The organism is Paracoccus sp. (in: a-proteobacteria) (assembly GCF_030538655.1).
In the GTDB taxonomy this organism is placed as follows: domain Bacteria; phylum Pseudomonadota; class Alphaproteobacteria; order Rhodobacterales; family Rhodobacteraceae; genus Paracoccus.
This window is the reverse complement of the sequence record NZ_JAUNTO010000009.1, coordinates 1-19,705: the sequence shown is the minus strand read 5'-3', so window position 1 is coordinate 19,705 and position 19,705 is coordinate 1. Positions and strand designations below refer to the sequence as shown.

20 protein-coding genes are annotated in these 19,705 nt (G+C 64.7%); 6 read left to right on the top strand and 14 right to left on the bottom strand.

All coding sequences use genetic code 11. The features are described 5' to 3' along the window. Positions 1-342 precede the first annotated feature (342 nt). The 7 genes from guaD to Q4G22_RS07735 all read right to left on the bottom strand — a co-directional run bounded on the left by guaD (position 343) and on the right by Q4G22_RS07735 (position 9,347). The gene (gene guaD, locus Q4G22_RS07765) at positions 343-1,620 is read right to left on the bottom strand and encodes a guanine deaminase (protein WP_303385336.1); all 1,278 of its coding nucleotides are present in this window, start codon (positions 1,618-1,620) and stop codon (positions 343-345) included. After that, positions 1,608-2,348: a xanthine dehydrogenase accessory protein XdhC gene (gene xdhC / locus Q4G22_RS07760; RefSeq protein WP_303385335.1), complete on the bottom strand. Its 741-nt coding sequence runs from the start codon at positions 2,346-2,348 to the stop codon at positions 1,608-1,610. The genes guaD and xdhC overlap by 13 nt, the downstream gene beginning before the upstream one ends. Continuing rightward, positions 2,345-4,621 carry a xanthine dehydrogenase molybdopterin binding subunit gene (xdhB, locus tag Q4G22_RS07755; RefSeq protein WP_303385334.1) on the bottom strand — a complete coding sequence of 759 codons (2,277 nt, stop codon included), beginning with the start codon at positions 4,619-4,621 and terminating at the stop codon, positions 2,345-2,347. Before xdhB ends, xdhC begins: the two co-directional genes overlap by 4 nt. Beyond that, a complete protein-coding gene (xdhA, locus tag Q4G22_RS07750; RefSeq protein ID WP_303385333.1) occupies positions 4,618-6,075 on the bottom strand; it encodes a xanthine dehydrogenase small subunit in 1,458 nt (485 codons plus the stop codon). The genes xdhB and xdhA overlap by 4 nt, the downstream gene beginning before the upstream one ends. A 166-nt stretch (positions 6,076-6,241) precedes the next feature. Then, entirely contained in the window at positions 6,242-7,477 is a 1,236-nt protein-coding gene (locus Q4G22_RS07745; protein WP_303385436.1) for a urate hydroxylase PuuD, read from the bottom strand. 4 nt (positions 7,478-7,481) lie between these two features. Next, positions 7,482-7,835 carry a hydroxyisourate hydrolase gene (gene uraH, locus Q4G22_RS07740; RefSeq protein ID WP_303385332.1) on the bottom strand — a complete coding sequence of 118 codons (354 nt, stop codon included), beginning with the start codon at positions 7,833-7,835 and terminating at the stop codon, positions 7,482-7,484. 48 nt (positions 7,836-7,883) lie between these two features. Then, complete coding sequence (locus Q4G22_RS07735; RefSeq protein ID WP_303385331.1) at positions 7,884-9,347, bottom strand: nucleobase:cation symporter-2 family protein; 1,464 nt, start codon at positions 9,345-9,347, stop codon at positions 7,884-7,886. Positions 9,348-9,651: 304 nt separating this feature from the next. On the opposite strand from Q4G22_RS07735, the gene Q4G22_RS07730 reads away from it, so the two are divergent. Together Q4G22_RS07730 and Q4G22_RS07725 are read left to right on the top strand one after the other, a co-directional pair. Beyond that, positions 9,652-10,398 (top strand): IclR family transcriptional regulator, encoded by a 747-nt coding sequence (locus Q4G22_RS07730; protein ID WP_303385330.1) that lies wholly within the window; start codon positions 9,652-9,654, stop codon positions 10,396-10,398. A 42-nt stretch (positions 10,399-10,440) separates the two neighbouring features. Next, positions 10,441-11,043 carry a hypothetical protein gene (locus Q4G22_RS07725; RefSeq protein ID WP_303385329.1) on the top strand — a complete coding sequence of 201 codons (603 nt, stop codon included), beginning with the start codon at positions 10,441-10,443 and terminating at the stop codon, positions 11,041-11,043. A gap of 18 nt (positions 11,044-11,061) precedes the next feature. Here Q4G22_RS07725 and Q4G22_RS07720 read toward each other — a convergent pair whose 3' ends face one another. Next, positions 11,062-11,694 carry a heme-binding beta-barrel domain-containing protein gene (locus Q4G22_RS07720; RefSeq protein WP_303385328.1) on the bottom strand — a complete coding sequence of 211 codons (633 nt, stop codon included), beginning with the start codon at positions 11,692-11,694 and terminating at the stop codon, positions 11,062-11,064. A gap of 132 nt (positions 11,695-11,826) precedes the next feature. Between Q4G22_RS07720 and puuE the strand changes: the two genes are divergently transcribed. After that, on the top strand, positions 11,827-13,233 hold the full coding sequence (gene puuE / locus Q4G22_RS07715) for an allantoinase PuuE (RefSeq protein ID WP_303385327.1): 1,407 nt from the start codon (positions 11,827-11,829) through the stop codon (positions 13,231-13,233). Then, a complete protein-coding gene (locus Q4G22_RS07710) occupies positions 13,230-14,168 on the top strand; it encodes a bifunctional allantoicase/(S)-ureidoglycine aminohydrolase (RefSeq protein ID WP_303385326.1) in 939 nt (312 codons plus the stop codon). The genes puuE and Q4G22_RS07710 overlap by 4 nt, the downstream gene beginning before the upstream one ends. 41 nt (positions 14,169-14,209) lie before the next feature. On the opposite strand, the gene Q4G22_RS07705 is transcribed toward Q4G22_RS07710, so the two are convergent. Beyond that, a complete protein-coding gene (locus Q4G22_RS07705; RefSeq protein ID WP_303385325.1) occupies positions 14,210-14,950 on the bottom strand; it encodes an SDR family oxidoreductase in 741 nt (246 codons plus the stop codon). A 64-nt stretch (positions 14,951-15,014) separates the two neighbouring features. Here Q4G22_RS07705 and Q4G22_RS07700 point away from each other — a divergent pair, with 64 nt between their 5' ends. Then, positions 15,015-15,785 carry an alpha/beta fold hydrolase gene (locus Q4G22_RS07700; RefSeq protein ID WP_303385324.1) on the top strand — a complete coding sequence of 257 codons (771 nt, stop codon included), beginning with the start codon at positions 15,015-15,017 and terminating at the stop codon, positions 15,783-15,785. A gap of 3 nt (positions 15,786-15,788) precedes the next feature. On the opposite strand, the gene Q4G22_RS07695 is transcribed toward Q4G22_RS07700, so the two are convergent. Next, positions 15,789-16,427, bottom strand: coding sequence for a TetR/AcrR family transcriptional regulator (locus Q4G22_RS07695; RefSeq protein WP_303385323.1), 639 nt, complete (start codon positions 16,425-16,427; stop codon positions 15,789-15,791). Between the two features lie 60 nt (positions 16,428-16,487). On the opposite strand from Q4G22_RS07695, the gene Q4G22_RS07690 reads away from it, so the two are divergent. Further along, complete coding sequence (locus Q4G22_RS07690) at positions 16,488-17,015, top strand: pyridoxamine 5'-phosphate oxidase family protein (protein ID WP_303385322.1); 528 nt, start codon at positions 16,488-16,490, stop codon at positions 17,013-17,015. An 83-nt stretch (positions 17,016-17,098) separates the two neighbouring features. On the opposite strand, the gene Q4G22_RS07685 is transcribed toward Q4G22_RS07690, so the two are convergent. From Q4G22_RS07685 to Q4G22_RS07670, 4 genes are read right to left on the bottom strand one after another with little or no spacing between them, the layout of a single operon-like run. Continuing rightward, a complete protein-coding gene (locus Q4G22_RS07685; RefSeq protein WP_303385321.1) occupies positions 17,099-17,941 on the bottom strand; it encodes an ATP-binding protein in 843 nt (280 codons plus the stop codon). After that, complete coding sequence (tatC, locus tag Q4G22_RS07680) at positions 17,938-18,795, bottom strand: twin-arginine translocase subunit TatC (protein ID WP_303385320.1); 858 nt, start codon at positions 18,793-18,795, stop codon at positions 17,938-17,940. The genes Q4G22_RS07685 and tatC overlap by 4 nt, the downstream gene beginning before the upstream one ends. Before the next feature lies 1 nt (position 18,796). Further along, entirely contained in the window at positions 18,797-19,264 is a 468-nt protein-coding gene (gene tatB / locus Q4G22_RS07675) for a Sec-independent protein translocase protein TatB (RefSeq protein ID WP_303385319.1), read from the bottom strand. Between the two features lie 16 nt (positions 19,265-19,280). Further along, positions 19,281-19,514 (bottom strand): twin-arginine translocase TatA/TatE family subunit, encoded by a 234-nt coding sequence (locus tag Q4G22_RS07670; protein ID WP_303385318.1) that lies wholly within the window; start codon positions 19,512-19,514, stop codon positions 19,281-19,283. Positions 19,515-19,705 lie beyond the last annotated feature (191 nt).

The following is a 19,705-nucleotide window of genomic DNA, read 5'->3' as shown; positions in this document are numbered from 1 at the left end:
GCGATCTGGCCGGGGTGATGCTGTCGTAACATTGCCAGACCACCGGCGCCACATCCTCGGCACGCTCGGGTGGCCCATAATGATGACAGGATCCCCATGTGCGCCCCGCGGATGATAGAGCGGGTATTTCCCCGCCCGATACAGACGCAATGACGCGTCCGGGTCCAGCGGCGATCCGTCAAGCCGTCTGCGGCAAGGCCCGCGCCCCGCCAGGCAGACCGTCGCAATCGCGCGGGTGGGGGATCGGTCATCCCGCTGATCGGGTCGCCGGTATCCACGCGCAGGCCAGCCGACAGCGACAACGAACACTCCGGCGATCAGCAGCCTCTTTCCGACGCGCCCTCAGCGCTTCATCGCCCGGCCCGCAACATAGGTTTCCGCCACCGCACGATCATCGCCCATGGTTTGCAGAACGAATAATTCCTCGGCCAGCGTTTCGGCCCGTTCCATCCGCAGCGCCATGGCGGGGGTGGCGCGGGCATTCAGCACCACCAGATCGGCGTCGCTGCCGGGGGCCAGCGTGCCGATACGATCCTCGATCCCAAGGGCGATGGCATTGCCGCGCGTGGCCCAGTGGAAGGTCGCAAAGGGGTGCATCCGGTGGCGGTGCATCTGCTGCACCTTGTAACCCTCGGCCATGGTTTGCAGCATGGAAAAGCTGGTGCCGCCGCCGACATCACTGGCAATGCCGGTGGTGATTCCCGCCGCACGCAGGCCCGCCTGATCGAACAGGCCCGACCCCAGAAACAGATTCGAGGTCGGGCAGAAAATCGCCCGGCAGCCGGTTTCAGCCATCCGGGCGATTTCACGCGGGGTCAGATGCAGGCAATGGCCCATCAGGCTGCGCGGCCCCAGCAGGCCATACTGGTCATAGATGTCCAGATAATCCCGCGCCTGCGGATACAGCGACAGGGTATAGGCGATTTCGTCGTGATTTTCAGACAGATGCGTCTGGATATGGCAAGCGGGGTTTTCCCGCGCCAAGGCCCCCGCCGCGTCAAGCTGTTCCGGGGTCGAGGTGATCGCAAAGCGCGGTGTGATCGCATAGCGCAGCCGCCCGCGCCCGTGCCAGTCACGGATCAGCGCGGCACTGTCGTCATAGCTGGCTTGCGCGGTGTCGTGAACGGCGGGGATGGCGTTGCGGTCCATCATCACCTTACCGGCGATCATCGCCATATTGCGCGCCTCGGCGGCGGTGAACAGCGCCTCGGCGCTGGTTTTGTGGACGGAACAAAAGGCGGCGGCGCTGGTGGTGCCATGGGCGATCATCTGATCCAGAAACAGCCCCGCCATCCGCGTCGCATGGACCGGATCGGCATATTCCGATTCCGCCGGAAAAGTGTAATCGTTCAGCCAGTCCAGCAATTGCCGCGCCCAACTGGCGATCACCTGAATCTGCGGGAAATGGATATGCGGGTCGATAAAGCCCGGCAGGATCAGATGCGGCCGATGATCGGTTTCGGGCAGACCGTCAGCGCGCAGATCGGCGTAATCACCCACGGCCTCGATCCGGCCATCGGCAAGGATCACCGCCCCGTCGGGGTGGTAACGGTGGTTATCCGCCGTATCGGCGGGGTCGGCGTGAAAGCCAAGGACTCGGCCCCGGATCAGATGTCGCATGGGTATTTCTTCAGGCAAGACGCGTTCAGGGTGGTGATGATTTCAGCGGCGGTCATCGCGGCAATGACTGCCGGCCGTTTGTCAGGCGACCCGCCCGCGCCGATGGGGCAGGTCAGTTGGGCCGGGTCGATGCCGCGCGCGCGGGCAAAGCGGTGGAACTGGGCGCGTTTCGTGGCGCTGCCGATCATGCCGATATAAGGCAGGTCGGCACGGGCCAGCGCCTCGGCCGCCAGCAGAAAATCCAGCGCGTGACCGTGGGTGGCGATCACCACGGCGCTGCCGGGGCGGGCGGCGCGGATCTCGGCCTCGGGCAAGGGGGTCAGCCGCGCGGGCAGACCGGGCGCAAGCGCCAACTCATCGGCGCGGCTGTCGATCAACACCGGGGCCAGCGGCAACAGCGCCAGCGCGCGGGCCAGGGCACGGCCCACATGCCCGGCGCCAAAGATCAGCACCTCGGGGCGCGGCGGTTCGGGCGGCATCACATCGACGGCGGTCAGCGACAGGGTGAGGCGGCCGCCACAGCACTGGCCGATCTCTGGCCCCAACGGCACATCCATCCGGGCGCGGGTTTCGCCTTGTCCCAGCATCTGCCGGGCGCGGTCGATGGCCATATATTCCAGCGCGCCACCGCCAATGCTGCCCTGCGTGGCATCGGTGGTGACGATCATCACCGCCCCCGCCTCGCGCGGGGTGGACCCCTGCGCCGTCTCGATCCGCACCCGGATCATCGGCGCAACCGTTCGATGGCCATCAGCACCCGTTCCGGCGTGGCGGGCGCATCCAGACGCGGCGCGCGGCGGTAATCCGCAACCGAAGCCACAGCATGGCCGATCGCCTCGAACACGGAAATACCCAGCATGAAGGGCGGCTCGCCCACCGCCTTGGACCGGCCCACGGTCGGTTCGGCATTGACGGTATCGGCCAGCATCACGTTAAAGACGCGCGGGCGGTCGGATGCCAGCGGTATCTTGTAGGTCGAAGGCGCATGCGTGCGCAGCCGTCCGTCATCAGACCACCACAGTTCCTCGCTGGTCAGCCAGCCCGCGCCCTGCACAAAGGCCCCTTCGATCTGGCCGATGTCCAGCGCCGGGTTCAGGCTGCGGCCCACATCATGCAGAATGTCGGCGCGCAGGATACGATATTCGCCGGTCAGCGTATCCACCGCCACTTCGGAACAGGCGACACCGCAGGCAAAGTAATAGAACGGACGCCCCTTGCCCGTGGCCCGGTCCCAGTGGATCTTTGGCGTCTTGTAAAACCCCGCCGCCGACAGATGCACCCGCGCCATATAGGCGGCGCGGATCGCCTGTTCCCACGGAATCGCCGTATCGCCCGCCATGATCTGCCCCGGCGCAAAGCGCACCTGATCCGGCGGGCACTGCCAGCGCTCGGCGACAAAGGCCACCAGCCGCGCCTTGATCTGGTCAGCGGCATCCAACGCCGCCATGCCGTTCAGGTCGGTGCCACTGGACGCCGCCGTGGCCGAGGTATTGGGCACCTTGCCGGTGGATGTGGCGGTGATCCGCACCCGGTCCAGCGGGCATTGGAACGCATCGGCCACCACCTGCGCCACCTTGGTGTGCAGCCCCTGCCCCATTTCCGTGCCACCGTGGTTCAGCGCGATGGACCCGTCGGCATAGACATGCACCAAGGCCCCGGCCTGATTGAAATGCGTCGCGGTAAAGCTGATCCCGAACTTGACCGGAGTCAGCGCGATACCGCGCCGGATCACTCCGCCCCGTGAATTCCAGTCCAGCACCGCCTGCCGCCGGGCGGCGTAATCGCAGCCCTGTTCCAGCTGATCGAACAGGCCGGGCAGCAGGTCATCCTCGATCTGCTGGTGATAGGGGGTCAGGTCGCCGGGGCGATACAGGTTGGCGCGCCGCACCGCCAGCGTGTCACGGCCCGTGGCATAGGCGATTTCCTCGATCATGCGTTCGGCGGTCAGCACGCCTTGCGGGCCGCCAAAGCCGCGAAAGGCGGTGTTGCTGACCGTATTCGTGCGCATCGGATGGCTGGACAGCCGAACCGAGGGATAGAAATAGGCGTTATCCACATGAAACAGCGCCCGATCCGTCACCGGCCCCGACAGATCCGCCGAAAAGCCACAGCGCGCGGCCAGATCGGCCTGAACGGCGGCAATCCGGCCCTGATCGTCAAAGCCTATCTGATAATCCACCACGAAATCATGCCGTTTGCCGGTGGCGGTCATGTCATCGTCACGGTCGGGGCGAATTTTCACCGCCCGGCCAAACCGCTTCGCGGCAATGGCCGCAACGCAGGCGAACAGGTTCATCTGCGTTTCCTTGCCGCCAAAGCCGCCCCCCATCCGCCGCACCGAGACCGTTACCGCATGGCTGGCCACGTTCAGCGCATGGGCGACCATATGCTGCACCTCGCTGGGGTGCTGGGTGGACACATGCAGGGATACCTCGTCCCCCTCACCCGGCAGGGCAAGGGCGATCTGCCCTTCCAGATAAAAGTGATCCTGCCCGCCGATTTCCATGCGCCCGGATATGCGATGCGGGGCGCGGGCCATGTCGGTCTCGGCGTTCCCGCGCCGCAGGGTCAGCGGCGCGGTGACATAGTCGGCATCCGCCGTCCGAGCCGCTTGCGCGGTCAGCACATGTGGCAGCGGGTCGTAATCCACCTGCGCCAGACGCGCCGCGCGGCGGGCCTGATCGCGGGTCTGCGCGATGACGGCAAACAGCGGCTGCCCCCAGAACTGCACCACCCCATCGGCAAAGATCGGGTCGTCGCCCTGTCCGCCCGGTGACACGTCATTGACACCCGGCACATCCGCCGCCGTCAGCACGCCGACCACCCCCGGCGCAGCCCGCACCGCCTCCAGATCAAGCCGGGTGATCCGGCCATGCGCGCAATCCGACAGCCCCAGGCAGGCGTGCAGCGCATCGGCGGGCAGCGGCAGATCGTCGGTATATCCGGCCCGGCCCGTCACATGCAGGGCGGCGGATTCATGCGGCAGATCGCGCCCGATCATGGCAACACCTCCTCCAGCCGCACCGGCGGCATGGCTTGCCCCGACTGCTCCAGCCAGAACCGCCGGATCAGATTGGCCGCCACCTGCGCGCGATAGGCGGCACTGGCACGCATGTCGGTCATCGGGGTGAAATCGCCCGCGATGGCAGCGGCGGCGGCAAGAAACGCGGCCTCGGCAAAGGGCTGGCCGCGCAGGGCCGCCTCGGCCGCCGCGGCGCGTTTCGGCACCCCCGCCATGCCGCCAAAGGCCAGCACGGCATCGGTCACAACACCATCCTGCACATCCACCCGGAACCCCGCCGCAACCGAGGTGATGTCCGAATGCGACCGCTTGCTGACCTTATAGGCCGCCAGCCGCGCGTCCGGGCCGGGCCGGGGGATGATGATCTGTTCCACAAACTCGCCCGGTGCACGGTCCTGCTGACCATAGTCGATAAAGAAATCCGTCACCGCCACCCGCCGCCGCATATCACCCCGCCGCAACACGATCTGCGCGCCAAGCGCCATCAGCAGCGGCGGCGTGTCACCAATGGGCGAGCCATTGGCGATATTGCCACCGATGGTGCCCATGGCGCGCACCTGCGCCCCGCCGATCCGCAGCCAGTAATCCCGCAGCATGGGAAAGTCGCGCAGGATCAGCGGCAGCGCCTCGGCATAGGTGACGCCCGCGCCAAGCCGGATCTCGGGACTGTCGGGACCGACCTCGATGTCCTTCAGCAGATGGCCGATCAGAATGGCGGGGGAAATGTCGCGCAGGAATTTCGTCACCCACAGCCCGACATCGGTGGCCCCCGCAACGATGGTCGCCTGCGGATGATCCAGCAACAGCGCAGCCAGATCGTCGGTATCGGCGGGAATGATCGCCCGGTCGTCACCGCGCGACACATCCACCCGCCCGCGCGGGATCGCCGCCAGCCGCGCCGCCATCGACTCGCGGCCCTTGGCCAGCGCATCCGCATCCTGCCCGCACGCCGCCGCGACAGTCAGCGCCGCGCGGATGATCGGCGCATAGCCGGTGCAGCGGCACAGATTGCCCTGCAAGGCGGTCTCGACCCCGGTTTCACCGCCACCCGCGCCGCTCAGCCACCAAGCATACAGCGCCATGACAAAGCCCGGCGTGCAAAACCCGCACTGACTGCCATGATGATCCACCAGCGCCTGCTGCACCGGATGCAGCCCGCCGCCCGCACCACGCAGATGTTCAACCGTCACGATATGGCAGCCATGGCAGGATGCCAGCAGCCGGATGCAGGCGTTCACCGGCTCGTAAACCAGCCCCGCGCCGGTGATCCGCCCCACCAGCACGGTGCAGGCGCCACAGTCCCCCTCGGCGCAGCCCTCTTTGGTGCCGGTCAGCCGTCGGTCCAGCCGCAAAAAATCCAGCAGCATGTCGCGCGCGCCGACCTGATCCAGCACCACGTCATCATCATTCAGAACAAATCTCAGCGCGCCCATGACCTGCTTCTTTCCATCACCTGCCCAGCTTTGCCGCATCGCCCCCCGAACACAACCTGCCGCATCTTCTGTCCTTAAATATCCCACGGGATGAGGAGGGTCAGGAAAAGATCCAGTGGACCTTTTCCCCGACGAATGGGGGTGTGACCCCCGGCCTTAGGGCGGATCATCCCCGCATGGCCGCACGATACCAGCGGATGATCGCGTCCCGCTCATCCGGCTCCATAAAGGACAGGTTGGCAGGGGGCATGGCCTCGGTCACGCCGGATTGCAGGTAAATCGCGCGGGCATGGCGGGCGACATCGGCGGGGGTTTCCAGAAACACCCCCTTGGGCGCGTGATGAATGCCGGGATAGCCGGTTTCGCGCGCATGGCACATCGAACAGCGTCCCATCACCGCCGCCGCCGCATCGTCAAAGCCCGCTGCCGCGGCAAAGCGCGCCTCGACCGCCGTCATCGCGCGGGCCGCCGACGCATCATAGCTTTCCTGCCGCAGCCCGGCAGATGACAGCGCCATGATCGCCACAAACAGCATCGCGGTAACGGCCCATGTCCACCACAACAGCCCCTTGCGGGCGTGCATGGTGTTGAAAAAATGCCGGATCGTCACCCCCATCAGAAACACCAGCGCCGCAATCAACCAGTTGTATTCACTGGCAAAGGCAAGCGGATAATGGTTCGACAGCATCAGAAAGATGACCGGCAACGTCAGATAGTTGTTATGCGTGGACCGCAGCTTGGCGATCTTGCCATATTTCGGATCAGGCGTGCGCCCGGCCTTGAGGTCGGCCACGACGATCCGCTGGTTCGGCATGATAATCAGGAACACATTCGCGGTCATGATCGTCGCCGTGAACGCCCCCAGATGCAACAGCGCGGCGCGGCCCGTGAACACCTGATCGTAAGCCCAACCCATCACCACCAGTGCCGCGAACAGCAGCAACATCAGCACGGTCGGACGCTCGCCCAAGGGGGATTTGCACAGCGTGTCATAAATCAGCCAGCCCACCGCCAGCGACCCGGCCGAGATCAGGATCGCCTGCCAGACGGCCAGATCAGCCTTGGCCGGGTCGATCAGATACAGATGCGCCCCCGCCCAATACAGCACCGCCAACAGCGCAAAGCCCGACAACCACGTCGAATAGCTTTCCCATTTGAACCAGGTCAGATGCGCAGGCATCCGTTCAGGCGCGACCAGGTATTTCTGGACGTGATAAAACCCACCGCCATGGACCTGCCATTCCTCGCCATGCGCGCCCTTGGGCAGATGCGGGGCCTTTTGCAGCCCCAGATCCAGCGCGATGAAATAGAAGGACGATCCGATCCATGCAATCGCGGTGATGACATGCACCCAGCGGATCGCGAACTGCGCCCATTCCCAGATGATGATGCTGTCCGGTATCATCCTAGCTGCCCCGATAGGTCGAATAGCCAAAGGGCGACACCAGCAGCGGCACATGATAGTGGTCGTCCTGCGACATGCCAAAGCGGATCGGGATAACATCCAGAAAGCGCGGGCTTTCCGGCGCGATCCCGGTGTCATCCATCCATGCGCCGGCGTGGAATTCCAGCTCATAGGTGCCGGTGGCGAAATCGCCTTCGGGCAGGATCTGCCGGTCGGTGCGCCCGTCGGCATTGGTGCGCAGCCGCGCCAGTTCGGTGCGGACGGTGCCGTTCAGGCGGAACAGCACCACCTCCATCCCTGCGGCGGGTCGCCCGCGCGCGGTGTCCAGAACATGAGTCGTCAGATAGCCGGGCATGTCATCTCCTTCCCTTTGGGGGATAGTGCCGCGCCTGCGCGCCGGGGGCTAGTGGTCGGCCATGCCACCCGCGACACGAATCTCGGCCTCGTCCTCTGCTTGGGCACCGTTATAGAACCAGTTCAGCAGCACCGCGCTGATCGCCGCCAGCAGAATGCCGGAATGGATCAGCGGATGGATGACATGGGGCAACCATTGTTTGAAATTCGGCGCGACCAGCGGGATCATCGCCATGCCGACGGAAATCGCCACAATGAACAGGTTGTGCCGGTTGCCCGCAAAATCGACGCGGCCCAGAATGCGCACCCCGGTCGCCGCGACCATACCGAACATCACCAGCCCGGCCCCGCCCAGAACCGTGGTCGGCAGCGATTCGACCAGCGCGCCCATCTTTGGAATCAGCCCCAGCACGATCATGATCGCCCCACCCGCCACGCAGACGAACCGCGACCGGATGCCCGTCACGCCCACCAGCCCCACGTTCTGGCTGAACGAGGTATAGGGAAAGGTGTTGAAAATCCCGCCCAGCAGCGTGCCCAGCCCATCGACGCGCAACCCGGCAGCCAGTTCGCGCCGACCAATGGGGCGGTCGCACATCTCGGACAAAGCCAGAAACATGCCGGTCGATTCGATCATGACCACGATCATCACCAGAACCATGGTCAGGATCATCACCGGGTCAAAGGTCGGCATGCCGAAATGGAACGGGATAATCGGGCCGAACCATGCCGCCTGACCCACCTTGGCGAAATCCATCATGCCCAGCATGGCGGCGACGCCGCCGCCCACCACGATACCGATCAGCACGGCGATATTGGCCCAAAACCCCTTGGCAAAGCGCGATACGATCAGGATCGTGCCCAACACCAGCGCGGCGATCAGCAGGTTTCCGGGCGTCGCATAGGCCGGGTTCGGCACTGTCGCGGCCAGCCGCGCGCCTTGTGGCATGGCCCCGGCGGCAATCGCCTGATCCAGCATCGCCTGCTGCGCCGGATCGACCAGCATCGGCGCGGTCGGCCCGGCTTGCAGGCCAAAGATCCAGTTGATCCCGATGGGCATCAGGCTGATTCCGATGGCCAGAATCACCGTCCCTGTCACAACCGGCGGGAAAAACCGCAACATCCGGCTGACCATCGGTGCCAGCAGTATCGCGATCACCCCTGCGGCGATCACCGCCCCGAACAACGCCCGCGCGCCATCGGTGCCGCCGGTCTGACCGGCAATCGCCACCATCGGTCCCACGGCGGCAAAGGTCACACCCATCATCACCGGCAGACGGATGCCGAAATATTGCGTCGCGCCAAGGCTCTGGATAATCGAGGCGATGCCGCACACGAACAGATCGGCCGAAATCAGGAAGGCCACCTCGTGCGGGGCCAAATTCAGCGCCCGCCCCACGATCAGCGGCACAGCGATGGCACCGGCATACATCACCAGCACATGCTGCATCCCCAGCGTGAACAGGCGCGGTGCGGGCAGAATTTCATCAACGGGATGGACCGGCTCAGTCATGGGTAACTCCTGTGCATATCAGGGCCATGATAAGGGCAGCGCGCGGTCGGCGGCCATATGCAGGTTTGTGCAGACGCATGTCGGTCGGTCCTTCCTTGACGGATCGCGTCAGCCAATGCCGGGCGCGCGGCGGATGGAATGAAATTCCGCACCGCAGCACTGCCGGTTCCGGCTCTGACCGGAAATCAGGCAGCAAAAAGCGGCACAGGCCGCAATCGCGGGCATATGATTGCCGAAACGCCAGCAACCCCTTGGCATCCCCGGACAATCCCCTATCCTGCGCATCCCTGACAGGAGCAGAAAGATGGCCGAACAGCCGCGCCGCCGGGGTCGCCCGCCCAAAGCCAAGCCCACCGCCCCCGCAACCATCCAGGTGCTGGATCGGGCACTGGACCTGCTGAACCGCATCGCCGAGGCCGGGGCCGCAGGACTGACCCTGACCGAGATCGCGGCCCAGACGGGGCAAGCCGCCTCGACCACGCATCGGCTGCTGACCTCGCTTGAGCGGCGCGGCATGGTGGATACCGACCCGGCCACGCAGGTCTGGTATATCGGGCCGGAAACCTATCGCATGGGTGCGGCCTTTCTGCGCCGGGGCGGGCTGGCCGAACGCGCCGCGCCGATTCTGCGGCGGCTGATGCAGGCGACCTCGGAAACCGCCAATCTGGGCATCCGCGACGGCGATGCCGTGCTGATCGTGGCACAGGCGGAAACGCCCCGCCCGATTCGCGCCTTGTTTCCGCCCGGCACCCGGCTGCCGCTGGCGACCTCGGGGCTGGGGCGGGCGCTTTGCGCACCGCTTGGCGGCGAAGACCCGGAACTGATCGCCGCCCGGACACGCGGCTTTGCCCTTGACCGCGAAGAGGTCGAGCCGGGAATGCACTGCGTCGCCGCCCCGGTTCTGGATGCGCAAGGCACCCCCATCGCCGCAATCTCTATCAGCGGCCCGACCCATCGCGTCGGCCCCGAACATCTGAAAACCCTTGGCGCCGCCGTAACCGAGGCCGCCCGGCAGTTGTCGCAGGCCATGGGCAGCGTGGCGCAGGATTAGGTTGCAGCATCATGCAACAGAACAGGTCAGACAGGTAAAGCAATGGAGTGGGTGGAAATAATCGGTGCTCTCGGCGGTATCGGGGCTATATCAGCAACAGTCTCGGCGCTTGTCACGAACCTGATCTCATCTCGCATCATCGAAAAGCACAAGGCCAAGCTTACGCATGATCTTGAAACCTATAAAAGCGAGCTTGGCAGAACAGCCGACAGGCAGCGGCTTTTACTGAAACGGCAAGAGCTGATGTTCGAAAAAGAATACGCCGCCGCATCTGAATTCTACAGACTGTTTTCTGGCATCCGTCCCGAACCCTGGGCGCCCGACCTGGATTGGAGCGATGCGCAGGCAGATATTGCCAATAACTTTCACAAACATGCCACAGAGTTACAGAAATTTCTTCGGCAACATGCCGCCTCTGTCAGCTTAAAGGTCAGAAAAAATCTGGAGCGTGCGCAAGAAACCGCGACTGAGGGTGTTTTTATGACTGCCGTTGAAACTGGTGGTGAAGATTATGACCAAGACCTCATCCCCGGCGATCAGGTCCGGCAAACTGTCGATAAGTTTTACGATCTGCTTAGCCAGGCCGATGAGGAGATCAGGCGAGACCTTGAAAACGGATCTTTTGCGCTAACCCAGCATCAATAAGCGGCACAAACTGTCCCTTCAGCCCTGCCCGGCATTCAGCATCATCGGATTGGGCTGCGGCGGGGCAATGCGATACAGGCGATTGGTGTCGTGATGGTTAAACGGCTTGCCCTGAACGATCAGGTCGGTTTCGATCTGATAGGACCAGCTTGCATCATCATGGCAGGTGATCGCGATGCGATAGCGTTCGGTGCGGAATGCCTGATCCAGATATTCGTTCGTGGTGATGCCATATGTCACCTCGCCCCGCCGTGCCTCGACCGCGAAACTGCGCGCATCCGCCGCCGCTTTGCCCGCCGCCAGCAACGATTGCCCGCGCGGGATCGCCAGCGTCTGCAAGATCAGCCCGGTCGCCGGCTCCCACAGCCAATAGCCAACCTGATCGTGAAACGTCGCCGCTTCGCCCGGCGTGGTGATATGGATGTGATAGCGCAGCCCGTAAAACAACTGCGGCCCGTTCGTCTGCGGGTCGATGGGCTGCATGGTGATGGTTTCGGTATAGGGCTTTTGCTGCGGCCCGTCGGCCTTGGGGCTGGTATCCTGCCCGGTGGCGGTCTGCCACGTCCCGGCCAGCGGGCGCAGTGGGCCAAGGTTGGCCAAGGTATCGGGGCTGGCGTCGGGTTCGGTGAAGATGTCGGTCGGCAGGCGCATCATATCCTCGCTTCTCCGGCTGCGTCTAAGGATTGACCAACGGACAGCACAGGTCAAGCCAGACCGCGCCGCCCCCTTGCCCTTGTCCTTGCAACCGGCTTTGCTGACGCCAACGAACCGAAAGGAACCAAGATGCGCTACAGCCGCGATATGCGAGGCTATGGCCCCCAGACCCCCGACCCGCAATGGCCCGGCGGCGCAAAGATCGCCGTGCAGATCGTGATGAACTACGAAGAAGGCGGCGAAAACAGCGTTGAGCATGGCGATGCCGCATCCGAGGCGTTCCTGTCCGAAATCATCGGCGCCCAGCCCTGGCCCGGCCAGCGGCACTGGAACATGGAATCCATCTATGATTACGGCGCGCGCGCGGGCTTCTGGCGGCTGCACCGGATGCTGAAAGACCTGCCGATCACCGTCTATGGTGTCGCCACCGCCTTGGAACGCGCACCCGAACAGGTCGCCGCCATGCAGGCCGCAGGCTGGGAAATCGCCACCCACGGGCTGAAATGGATCGACTATCGCAACATCCCGCGCGAGGTCGAGGCAGACCACATCGCCGAGGCGATCCGGCTGCACACCGCCGTCACCGGCCAGCGCCCGCGCGGCTTTTACCAAGGCCGCACCAGCATGAACACGGTTGCGCTTGGCTGCGAGGAAGGCGGTTTTGAATATCTGGCCGACACCATCGCCGATGACCTGCCCTATTGGCATGTCCACGACGGCAAACCGCAACTGATGGTGCCTTACACGATGGACGCCAACGACATGCGGTTTTCCTCGGGTCAAGGGTTCGGCACCGGCACCGATTTCTTTGACTACCTGCGCGACAGCTTCGACATGCTCTATGCCGAAGGCACCGCAGGCGCCCCCAAGATGATGAGCATCGGCCTGCACTGCCGTCTTGCCGGGCGACCGGGCCGCGCGCTGGCGGTGCAGCGGTTCATCGACCACGCCCGCGCCCATGATGGCGTCTGGTTTGCCACCCGCCTCGACATCGCCCGCCACTGGGCCGAGACGCATCCGTTCCAGCCCCGCCTGCGCCCGTCGGAAATGGACCGCACTGCCTTTGTCGAAAAATTCGGCGGCATCTATGAACACTCCCCCTTCATCGCCGCACGCACCTTTGACGCGGAAATGGGCGCGATCCACGACAGCGCAGCGGGCCTCGCCGCCCGGATGGCGCAGATTTTTCGCACCGCCAGCGACGACGAACGGCTGGGCGTGCTGAACGCCCACCCCGATCTGGCGGGCAAGTTGGCGCAGGCCAAACGTCTGACCGCCGATTCGACCGCCGAACAGGCCAGCGCGGGCCTTGACGCGCTGACCGATGCCGAACGCGCCGACATCACCGCGCTGAACGAAACCTATATGGCAAAGCACGGCTTTCCCTTTATCATCGCCGTGCGCGACCACGACAAACCCGGCATCATCGCCGCGATGAAGCGCCGCGTCGATAACGACACCCAGACCGAACGCGCCGAGGCGGAACGCCAAGTCACCCGCATCGGCGAATTGCGACTGAAAGAGATGTTGAAATGACCGACCGCGACCCCGACAGCGACCAGATCACCGGCACCGGCGGCGCGGCAGATCAGCCGCCCGCAGGCGCGCCGACCGGCGATCCGATCCGCATCACCCAGCCCGTCGCGCCCAGCCCCTATGCCGGCCCCGTCGCGGGCCTGCCGCCGCAGACCGGGCTGACCACCGATACCGCCGTCTTTACCGAGGCTTACGCCGTCATCCCCCGCACCGTCATGCGCGACATTGTGACCAGCTATCTGCCCGGTTGGACCGGAATGCGCATGTGGATGATCGCCCGCCCGCTGTCGGGCTTTGCCGAAACCTTTTCGCAATATATCGTCGAACTGGCCGAAGGCGGCGGCTGCGACGCCCCCGAGGATGACCCCGAGGTGCAATCCGCCATCTTCGTCACCGGCGGAGATCTGGACGTAACCATCGACGGGCAGACCCACAACCTGCACCCCGGCGGCTTTGCCTATATCCCGCCCGGTGCGGCATGGTCCGTGCGCAACGCCACGCCCGGCAACTGCGGCTTTCACTGGTGGCGCAAACGCTGGCAACCGGCGGCAGGGGTGGATAAGCCCGACCCGATTGTGGTGCAGGAACAAGACGTTGCGCCGTCCCCCATGGCCGATACCGATGGCGCTTGGGCCACGACGCGGTTCATGGACCCGGCCGATCTGCGCCACGACATGCACATCACCGTGGTGACGTTCCTGCCCGGCGGCTCGATCCCCTTTGCTGAAACCCACGTCATGGAGCACGGCCTGTTCGTGCTGGAAGGCAAGGCCGTCTATCGCCTCAACCGCGATTGGGTCGAGGTCGGGCCGGGCGATTTCATGTGGCTGCGCGCCTTTTGCCCGCAAGCGTGTTACGCTGGCGGGCCGGGGCGGTTCCGTTATCTGCTGTATAAGGATGTCAACCGCCACGCGCCGCTGTGGAAGAATGGCTGATGGGGCGATCCCCCGCCGTCCTTTGGCGGGGGATGGACAGATCAGATACAGCGCCCGCCATCAACGGTCAGGGCCGCGCCGGTAATCATCCCGGCCTCGTCCGAGGCAAGGAAACAGGCGGCGTTGCCCAGATCCTCGGGCGTGGAAAAGCGGCCGATCGGGATGGTGGACAGGAACTTGGCCCGCATCTCGGGGGTGTCCTCACCCATAAAGCTGGCCAGCAGGGGCGTTTCGCCCGCCACCGGGCACAGCGCGTTCACGCGAATACCTGCGGGGGCCAGTTCCACCGCCATGGCGCGGGAGGCGGTAATCATCCACCCCTTTGACGCATTATACCAGTTCAGGCGCGGGCGCGGCGAGATACCGGCGGTCGAGGCCACATTGATGATCGACCCCGCCCCGGCGGCCTTCATCGGCGGCACCAGCGCGCGGGCGGTCAGATAGACGGATTTACAGTTCACCGCGAACACGCGGTCAAATTCATCTTCGGCCACTTCCTCCAGAGGGGTGGGCAGATGGGTGATTCCGGCGTTGTTCACCAGAATGTCGATGCGCGACAGCGTGCTGATCGCCGCCTGCGCCATGGCCGACACCGACGCGCCGTCGGCCACATCCACCTGCTGTGCGACACCGCCGATTTCAGCGGCCATGCTGACGGCAGCATCGCCGTTCAGATCGGCGATCATCACCCGCGCCCCCTCGGCCGCGAATTTCCGCGCGATCCCTGCACCAAAGCCCGAGGCCCCCCCGGTGACGATTGCGGTCTTGCCTTGCAGTCGCATCTTGTTCTCCTTTCGCTGACGGGTCAGCTTAGGCCGGGCGGGCGGCGCGGCAAGGGGGATTGCGATGCGGATCACCGATCACGCGCTGGACATGGGCGGCGCCACAGTTGCGGCGCGTGTCTGGCACCCGGATGCCGCCACCCGTCTGCCAGTGCTGTTGCTGCACGATTCGCTGGGGTCGGTGGCGCTGTGGCGCGATCTGCCCAAGGAACTGGCACGACAGTCGGGCCGTGTGATCGCGGCCTATGACCGGGTGGGATACGGGCTGTCATCGCCGCGCCATGACCGGCAACCGCTGGACTTCATCACGCGCGAGGCGGATATGGCACGGCGCGTGGCCGATGGGCTGGGGTTGGATCGCCTGGTCATCGCGGGCCACAGCGTCGGCGGTGGCATGGCGGTGGAAACAGCGGCGCAGCACCCGGATCGCGTGGTGGGGCTGCTGACGATTTCGGCGCAGGCTTTCCTTGAGGATGCGACCCGGCGCGGCATCGAACAGGCCCGCGCGTTTTATGCCGATGCGGACGCGCTGGCCCGTGTGGCCCGCTATCACGGCGATAAGGCGCGGTGGGTGGTGGACGCCTGGACGGAAACCTGGCTGCACCCTGATTTCGCCGATTGGTCGCTGAATACGGCCTTGCGGCAGGTGCGCTGCCCGGCACTGGTCATCCATGGCGAGGCCGATGAATATGGCACCGAAGAACACCCGCGCCGGATCGCAACGGCAACCGGCGCGCGACTGGTGATCGTGCCGGGCGCGGGCCATCTGCCGCATCGCGAGGCCCTGGGGCTGGTGATGGATGAGATGGTGGGGTTTCTGCGCGACCTGCCCTGAGCATCATCGGGAACCGGCCTCTGCCTTGATCTGCCCGGCAAGGGCAGTGCGCAGGGGCAGCACCTGATCGTTCAGCGCAGCGATTTCGGCGGCCTGCGGGTCATCGCCTGTCAGCGTTTCCACTGTGACCATCAGCGCGTCAATGGCACGGCCCATCGGTGCGGCATCGTTTTCCAGCAGCAGCCAGACGGTCGCGCCTTGCAGCGCGGCGATGCTGTCTTGCGCCATGCTGCGGGCCAGATCGGCGGGCAGCGCCTGAGCCAGCAGATCAGTGCAGAGCGTCAACAGCCCATTGAAGAACTGCCGGTTTGCATCCGCCACCGGGGGCGGCACATCGCCGTAAAGCAGATGCAGCCCAACGCAGCGCCGCCCCGCTGTCAGATGCCCGGCAATCCCGTCCAGCAGCGCACGATAGCGGGCGGGCAGATCGTCGCCGGTTACCGTCAGCGCCTGAAGCTGTGTCAGGGTCAGGCCCAATGCCGCGACAGCCAGTTCATCCTTGCCGGAAAAACGGCTGTAAAGGCTGGCCTTACGCAGCCCCGCCTGTGCGGCCAGATCGCCCATGGAAAACCCGGCATAGCCGTGATCGCGGAATATGTCGCGGGCCAGCGCGATCAGGGTCTCGCGGCTTGTCTTGGTCATGGATCGCGCCTTAAACTACCTATCGGTCGCTTTTAGGGCGGATTGGCAGAAAGGTAAAGCATGACAGAGGATTGGCGGCCCCATCCGGGCGAGGTTCAGATGCGCGGACTGATGGGCGCACCATGGGATGAGACCGGGCTGCGGGTCATGATCGCCGATGTGATCCGCCCCGGCATGGCGCGCTTTATCGCCGCGCAGCCGTTCTTTTTCATCGCCACCGCCAGCGCCACGGGCAGCTGCGATTGCAGCTTTCGCGGGCGCGATTACGGTGCGGACGGGCAGCCCCTGCCCGCGCTGGTGGTGCTGGATGACCGACGGCTGGCATTCCCCGATTTTCGCGGCAACGGGCTGTTTCAATCGCTGGGGAATCTTTGCGTGAACCCGCAGATCGGGATGCTGTTCATGGATTTCCACCGACAACAACGGGCGCGGGTGAACGGCACGGCGCGAATCGTCGCGCCGGATCGCGACATCTGGCCCGGCGCGCAGGCGATGGTCGAGGTGGCGGTGCAGCAGGTTTATGGCAATTGTCCCGCGCGGATACCGCGCATGACCATGCTGGCAGAAAGCGATCTGATGTGGAGCTAGGGTTTGCGTCCCGCGATGGCCGGGGGCCAGCCCCCGGACCCCCGGGATATTTCTGGACAGAAGATACGGCTTGCGTCCGCAGCCTAAACCGCCATCCCATGCCGCCCGGCCAGATCGGTGAAGAACTGCCATGCGACGCGGCCGGAACGGGCGCCCCTTGTGGCTTGCCACTCGATCGCCTCGGCGCGCAGGGTTTCGGGGGCGATGGTCAGGCCCGCCGCGCGGCAATAGCCGTCGATCATCGCCAGATATTCGTCTTGGCCGCAGGGGTGAAAGCCCAGCCAGAGGCCGAAGCGGTCTGACAGCGAGACTTTTTCCTCGACCGCCTCGCCGGGGTGGATGGCGGTGGCGCGTTCGTTGTCGATCATGTCGCGTGGCATCAGGTGGCGGCGGTTCGAGGTGGCGTAAAGCACCACGTTTTCGGGGCGGCCAGCAATGCCGCCGTCCAGCACGGCCTTGAGCGATTTATAAGTGGCATCGTCGTGGCTGAAGGACAGATCGTCGGCGAACAGCAGGAAGCGGTGGTCCTTGGCGCGGCCCAGCAGGGACAGCAGGCGGCTGACCGAGGCCAGATCCTCGCGGCTGATTTCCACCAGCACCAAGGGCAGGCCCTGCGCGCGGGCCGCCGCGTGAACCGCCTTGACCAGCGAGGATTTACCCATGCCCCGCGCCCCCCACAGCAGTGCGTTATTCGCGCCATGGCCGCACGCGAATTGCAGCGTATTGGCCAGCAGGGTATCGCGCGCACGGTCGATGCCGATCAGTTGCACCAGATCGACGCGGGCCACGGTTTCAACCGGATCAAGCCGGTCGGGGTCGGGGTGCCAGACATAGGCGGATGCGCCGGTGAAATCCGGGGCGGGCACGGGCGCGGGGGCCAGACGTTCCAGCGCCTCGGCGATGCGGATCAGCGGATCGGTGGTCATGCTTTTTCGTCGTCTTCCACCCACAGGCCCTGCGCGCGCAGTTCGGCCTCGCGCCGCTTTTCGATGCGTTTGACCAGTTGGATCGAGATTTCGTAAAGGCCATAGATCACGGTGAACAGGACGATTTGCGACACCACATCGGGCGGTGTGACAATGGCGGCCAGCACCATGATACCAAGGATGGCATAGCGGCGCACGCTGGCCAGACCGGCAGATTCGACCAGACCCGCCTTGCCCATCAGGGTCAGCGCCACGGGCAATTGAAACGACAGGCCGAAGGCCAGAATGAATTTGGTCGTCAAGGTCAGATATTCGCTGACCGATCCCTGAAAGACGATGCCTGCCATCGGGTTGGGTGTGCCCGTCACCTCATCCGGCAGGGTCATCGGGCCTTGCTGAAAGCCCAGGAAGAAACTGTAGGCCATCGGCAAGATGACGTAATAGGCGAAGGCCGCGCCCAGAAAGAACATCGCGGGCGATGCAATCAGGAAGGGCAGAAAGGCCTGCTTTTCGCTGCGATACAGGCCCGGCGCGACGAACCGCCACAATTGATAGGCAATGATGGGAAAAGCCAAGATAAAGCCGCCCAGAAAGCTGATCTGGATCGCGACGATAAAGCCTTCCTGCAATTTCAGCAAAATCAGCCCGCATTCCTGCCCGCGATTTTCCAGCGCGGCACAGATCGGGCGGGTCAGAAAGTTATAGATCGGGTTCCACACCATATAGCAGAGCAGCATGGCCACGACGAAGGCCAGCAGCGACCAGATGATCCGGGTGCGCAGTTCTTTCAGATGCTCGATCAGCGGGGCCGAGGAATCGTCGATCTCATCGGGTCGTTTGGTCTGTCCGGCCACGTCAGCCCTCGTTCATGTCGCTGCGGCGCACGGCGCGCAGTCGGCGGGTGCCCCGTGCCGGAGTCGTGAATGCGGGATCGGGCAGATCGGCCGTCCTGATCGTTGAACCGGCGGCCGGGTCGGGGACAGCGGCGGGCGTCGGGGCAGCCGGATCGGGCTGGGCGGCACGCGATGACGGCACTGTGGGGTCCCATTTCTCGAATCGTTCGGCGGCGCGATCCAGTGCATCCAGCCCGAGGTTCTTTTTCGAGGCGATGCCTTTGACATCACGCAGCGTCGAGGCCGCGTCATCCAGACCCGACGATTTCGCGGCATCGTCCATGGCCTGCGAAAATTCGCGCGCCATGCCACGCGCCTTGGCGGTAAACCGGCCAAGGGCGCGAAACAGCCGTGGTAAATCCTCGGGGCCGATGACGATCAGCGCGACGACGCCGATCACCAAAAGCTCGCTCCAGCCGATGTCCAGCATGGCGGCGCGGCCCCGTTCAGACGCGATCGTTGGTGTGCGGCGTCACATCGCGGGCCTTTTCGCCCGGCACGTCCTTGGGTTCGGCGGCGGCCTTTTCGATTTCGTCATTGCCGTCCTTGATGCCCTTTTTGAAGGCGGTGATTCCCTTGCCCACCTCGCCCATAAGCGAACTGACCTTGCCCCGTCCGAACAGGACCAGCACGATCACCGCAATCAGCAGAAGGCCGGGAAGGCCGATGTTATTCAGCATGACTTTACCCCTTTGCAGGCGGACAATCCGCCCGACGCATCGTTTTTAGGGTGTCGGGGCCGTGATTGCAAAGCCCGTTTACGTGATCGGCGCCGCGAATTGCCGCAGCGCCGGTTGCAAGGCAGGCGATCAGGCTGCCAGATGCTCTTCGAAATAGCTTTGCAGCTTGTCGAAGGGGATCATGTCGAGGT